Annotated in this window: 5 protein-coding genes; 1 reads left to right on the plus strand and 4 read right to left on the minus strand. The window is 60.8% G+C overall.

Annotation, left to right across the window (positions count from 1 at the left end):
• The 4 genes from PF446_RS09095 to PF446_RS09110 form a co-directional block, all read right to left on the minus strand.
• Positions 1-689, minus strand: a 689-nt coding sequence (locus PF446_RS09095) for a glutamine synthetase beta-grasp domain-containing protein (protein ID WP_298071111.1), incomplete at its 3' end; no start/stop codon positions are given.
• Positions 690-934: 245 nt separating this feature from the next.
• Positions 935-2275, minus strand: a complete 1341-nt coding sequence (locus PF446_RS09100) for an ammonium transporter (protein WP_298071112.1) — start codon at positions 2273-2275, stop codon at positions 935-937.
• Between the two features lie 52 nt (positions 2276-2327).
• A complete protein-coding gene (locus PF446_RS09105) occupies positions 2328-2666 on the minus strand; it encodes a P-II family nitrogen regulator (RefSeq protein ID WP_298071113.1) in 339 nt (112 codons plus the stop codon).
• A 40-nt stretch (positions 2667-2706) separates the two neighbouring features.
• Positions 2707-3474 (minus strand): TorF family putative porin, encoded by a 768-nt coding sequence (locus PF446_RS09110; RefSeq protein ID WP_298071114.1) that lies wholly within the window; start codon positions 3472-3474, stop codon positions 2707-2709.
• A gap of 341 nt (positions 3475-3815) precedes the next feature.
• On the opposite strand from PF446_RS09110, the gene PF446_RS09115 reads away from it, so the two are divergent.
• Positions 3816-4610 (plus strand): undecaprenyl-diphosphate phosphatase, encoded by a 795-nt coding sequence (locus PF446_RS09115; RefSeq protein ID WP_298071115.1) that lies wholly within the window; start codon positions 3816-3818, stop codon positions 4608-4610.
• Positions 4611-4645 lie beyond the last annotated feature (35 nt).

Raw genomic sequence — 4645 nt, forward strand, 5'->3', positions numbered from 1 at the left:
GTGTTGAAGCGCGTGCCGATCTCGCACTGGCCGGCATTGGCCACTTCGTGGTGATGCACCTCCACCACCTGGCCGAGCTGCTCGAGCACCTTGCACATGTCCGCGCGCAGGTCGGCCAGCGAATCGACCGGGCTGACCGGAAAATAACCCCCCTTCACCCCCGGGCGGTGTCCGGCATTGCCTTCCTCGTACTTGTAGCGCGAACTCCAGTGCGCTTCCTGCGACTCGATCTCGTAGAACACCCGGCCCATGTCGTTCTGCCAGCGCACCGAATCGAATACGAAGAACTCCGGCTCGGGACCAAAATAGGCTGCGTCGGCAATCCCGGTCGACTTCAGATACGCCTCGCCGCGGCGCGCGATGGAACGTGGATCGCGTCCGTAGGCCTGCATCGTCGACGGTTCAAGCACATCGCAAGTCAGGTTCAGCTGCGGATGGGCGCTGAATGGATCCACCAACGCAGTGTCCGGATCCGGCATCAGGATCATGTCCGACTCGTTGATGCCCTTCCAGCCGGAAATCGAAGAACCATCGAACATCTTGCCGTCTTCGAAAGTCGATTCGTCGATGCTGTGTGCGGGAAACGTCAGATGGTGCTGTTTGCCGAGCATGTCCGCGAAGCGGAAATCGACAAACTCGATGCTCTCGTCCTTGATTTGTTTTAAAACGGCAGCTGGGGAAGTGGACATGTCAAACCTCTCGAGAAAGATGGGCTCAGGGTAGCAATCATTGTGCCAGAGGAATAAACCTTGCAACCAAGCCGTTAGCGACGGGGATGCAGCCCTCGCGATTCACCCGAATGGTGCATTTGGGCCGGACGATGCACTCGGCTGGTGCGCATGAACCGCCCGGTCCGTCTCCGAACCGGGCGATTCGGCTCATGGATATGAATGTCTTGCTGCGGCGGCGATCGCCGCCGCAGCCCAACAACGTATCAGCTTTCGTACGCGGTTTCGCCATGCGTCGTGGTATCCAGCCCTTCGCGCTCCTCGTCCTCTTCCACACGCAGACCCAGAATGGCCTTCACAACCATGTAGGAACCAAGGGCAACCAGGCCACTCCATACAAGGGTCACGACCACACCCAAAGCCTGGATGCCCAGTTGGTGACTGATCGAGAAATCGGCTGCACCGGTTCCTCCCAATGCGGGCGCGGTGAACACACCGGTCAGCAAGGCGCCGACGATACCGCCGATGCCGTGCACCCCGAACACGTCCAGCGCATCGTCGGCACGCAGCAATTTCTTCATGCCGGTCACGCCCCACACGCAAGCCAGGCTGGCGGCGGCTCCAATCAGGATCGAGCCCATCGGACCGACGGTACCGCAGGCCGGCGTGATCGCCACCAGTCCCGCGACCGCGCCCGAAGCGCCGCCAAGCATGGAAGGCTTGCCCTTGATCAGTCGCTCGATCGCCAGCCAGGCCAACACGGCAGCCGCCGTGGCCACGAGGGTGTTGATGAAGGCCAGCGCCGCACCACCATTGGCCTCGAGGTTGGAGCCCGCGTTGAATCCGAACCAGCCCACCCACAACAAGGATGCGCCGACCATGGTCAGGGTCAGATTGTGCGGACGCATCGACTCACGTCCGATGCCGATCCTGGGCCCCAGCAGATAAGCGCCCACCAGGCCGGCAATACCGGCGTTGATGTGCACCACCGTGCCACCGGCGAAGTCGAGTACACCACGCGTCAGCATGAATCCGCCCGGCCCCCAGACCATGTGCGCGATCGGTATGTAGGCAAAAGTGAACCACAGCGCCGAGAACAGCAGCACGGCGCTGAACTTCATGCGCTCGGCGAACGCGCCGACGATCAGCGTGCCGGTAATACCCGCAAACGTCGCCTGGAACACGATGAACACGTATTCGGGCAGCTTGACCCCGGCCGTGAATGTATCGACCAGCGATGACGGCGTCACGCCGCGCAAAAACAGTTTGTCGGCGTTGCCGATAAAGGCATTGCCGGGATCGAAGGTGAACGTGTAACCGTAGAGCATCCACAGCACCACGATCAGTGAGAACACCGTCAGCACCTGCATCAGCACGGACAACACGTTCTTGGCACGCACCAAGCCACCATAAAACAGGGCCAGGCCCGGTACCGTCATCATCAGCACCAGCAGGGTGGAGGTCAGCATCCAGGCCACATCGCCCTTGTCCACGACCGGTGCCGCGACAGTCTGGGCGTGGAGTACGGGTGCGAACAGCACGAATGCGAAGACCGGCAGCAGCAGGTACAGTCCGCGCGCAAGGAGGGGGGGGGAAGCTCGGTTCATGGCAAACCTCTTCGGAGTCATGCGTGAAAACGTGGGTGGAGTCGAATCGCGCTCACAAAGCATCGGCGCCGACCTCGGAGGTGCGGATGCGGATGACCTGCTCGACCTCGGTGACGAAAATCTTGCCGTCGCCTACGCCACCGGTCCGGGCCGCGCCCTTGATCGCCTCCAACGCGGATTCCAGCAGCTCGGCACTGACCACCGCCTCGACCTTGATCTTGGGCAGGAAATCGACGACGTATTCGGCGCCGCGATAGAGCTCGGTGTGCCCTTTCTGGCGTCCGAAACCACGCACTTCGGTCACGGTCATGCCCGATACGCCGGCCTGCGAGAGTGCCTCGCGAACCTCGTCGAGCTTGTACGGACGGATGATGCTTGTAATCAACTTCATGGCAATCCCCTAGGCATGGGTGGATGACGGCCCCGCGTGCTCAGAAGCTCTTGCTGAGCGAAAGCACGGCAGTGGCACGCCCCAGGTAGTGGTTGTAGGCGTTGGTATAGACGCCGCGGTCGGCGTTGGTGTCGTAATACCCCAGCCCTACTGCGTATCCGTGGGCAAAACTGCGCGACACGCCGATGTTCCAGTCGGTGTAGTCGCCTTTCGTCACGTGCTGGATGGTCTGGTGCCCTACATGCGCCGAGATCGACCATGCATCGCCCAGGTCATGACCCCAGGACAAGTCCCAGTAGGCGCTGTTCTTGCTATTGGCGAACCCGAACAGGTTGGTAAAGGCGTGTGAATACTTCAGCTTGAATCCGGCATAGCCGACACCGACATACCCTTCGGTGGTGTCCGCACTGGTGAATCCGGCGGGATAGGTCCCCGGATACACATAGGTATAGATCCCGACGTCCAGGCTGACACCGCTGGCGAAACTCTTGCGCCAGCCCGCATAACCATCCACTTCCAGGCTGCTCGAGATCGGTGCTGCGGTGCTGGACCCATCGGACAGCCAGCTGATATTGCTGCCCCATGCCCCGATATATAATCCCTGCTTGCCGTCGATCTCGATCCCGGACTGCAACGCTGGCTGGCGGTCGGTTTGCGACAAGCCTCGAAACAGGTAGTCCGTGACGACACCCGCATTACCCGATACATCGAAGGCCTGATCATCGGCCCGTACCGGCATCACTGCACAGGCGACCAGGATGGCCACCCCACAACACGCTGACCCCAGACATCGTTGAAGTTTGTTCATGTCGGCACTCTCCGGCTGTTCGATGGCAGCCCCCACCACGCACGTGCAACTTGACCGTGCTGGGGTACTGTGATCATTGCTTAGCAGGAGACGTGCCAACTAAAATAAAATAGTTATATCAATGACTTGAACATTCAAACTGCAGCCATACCCTTGCATAGCACCATCATGGCGCAGCCTGCAAACGTTGTTTGCACCATTCGTGCGCAAGTACTGATGGCGTCGGCGATGATTCGTCCCGCAATGCGCGGCAGGTATGCTCGGGTTGCGCCAAAGCGCCCGGACTGGCATACAACATGCGGCTTAAAAACCGCCCCCTCCCACTTCAACACGGCCCTTCCATGAACGACATGTTTCACGTCATCCTCCTCGGCATCATCGAAGGCATCACCGAATTCCTTCCGGTGTCCTCGACCGGCCACCTGCTGATTGCCGAGCGCTGGCTGGGCGCCCGCTCGGACCTTTTCAACGTCGGCATCCAGGCAGGCGCGATCCTGGCCGTGACCCTGATCTACTGGAGACGTATCTGGGAGTTGCTGACGAAATGGCGAGACCCGGAGAACCTCGACTACCTGATGAAGCTGATCATCGCCTTCATGATCACCGCAGTTATCGGACTGGTGGCCGTGGAAAGGGGCTTCCAGCTGCCCAAGACCATCACCCCGATTGCCTGGGCGCTGATTATCGGGGGGTTCTGGATGCTGGCCGCCGAACAGTTCGCGGCGCATCGTCCGAAACAGAGCCGCATCACCTGGACGGTGGCGATCCTGGTCGGCCTGGCGCAGATGGTGGCGGGCATCTTTCCCGGCACCTCACGTTCGGCGGCAACCATTTTCGCAGCCCTGCTGTTCGGCACACATGACCGCGAGGCAGCCACCGAGTTCGCCTTTCTGGTCGGGATCCCGACCATGTATGCGGCCACTGGATACGAACTGTTCAAGACGCTGCATGGCCCACGCGAAGTGCATGTCCAATGGGGCGATCTGGTGGTCGGTTTCGTAATCTCGGCCGTGGTCGCTTTCATTGCCGTGAAGTGGTTGCTGGGATACATTCGCAGCCACCGCTTCACCCCGTTCGCGATCTACCGCATCGCGCTGGGCATCGCGCTGCTGGTGTTCCTGCCCGGCGGCGCCTGAAAACCGGCACGCTCAGCGCCCGATCAGGTGGGCGA

This window comes from Oleiagrimonas sp. (assembly GCF_027858935.1).
Classification (GTDB): Bacteria; Pseudomonadota; Gammaproteobacteria; order Xanthomonadales; family Rhodanobacteraceae; genus Oleiagrimonas.

Excerpts from the sequence above, each read along its gene's own strand:
- PF446_RS09100 (WP_298071112.1), bottom strand. The coding sequence starts at position 2,275 with ATGAACCGAGCTTCCCCCCCCCTCCTTGCGCGCGGACTGTACCTGCTG.
- PF446_RS09105 (WP_298071113.1), bottom strand. The coding sequence starts at position 2,666 with ATGAAGTTGATTACAAGCATCATCCGTCCGTACAAGCTCGACGAGGTT.
- PF446_RS09110 (WP_298071114.1), bottom strand. The coding sequence starts at position 3,474 with ATGAACAAACTTCAACGATGTCTGGGGTCAGCGTGTTGTGGGGTGGCC.
- PF446_RS09115 (WP_298071115.1), top strand. The coding sequence starts at position 3,816 with ATGAACGACATGTTTCACGTCATCCTCCTCGGCATCATCGAAGGCATC.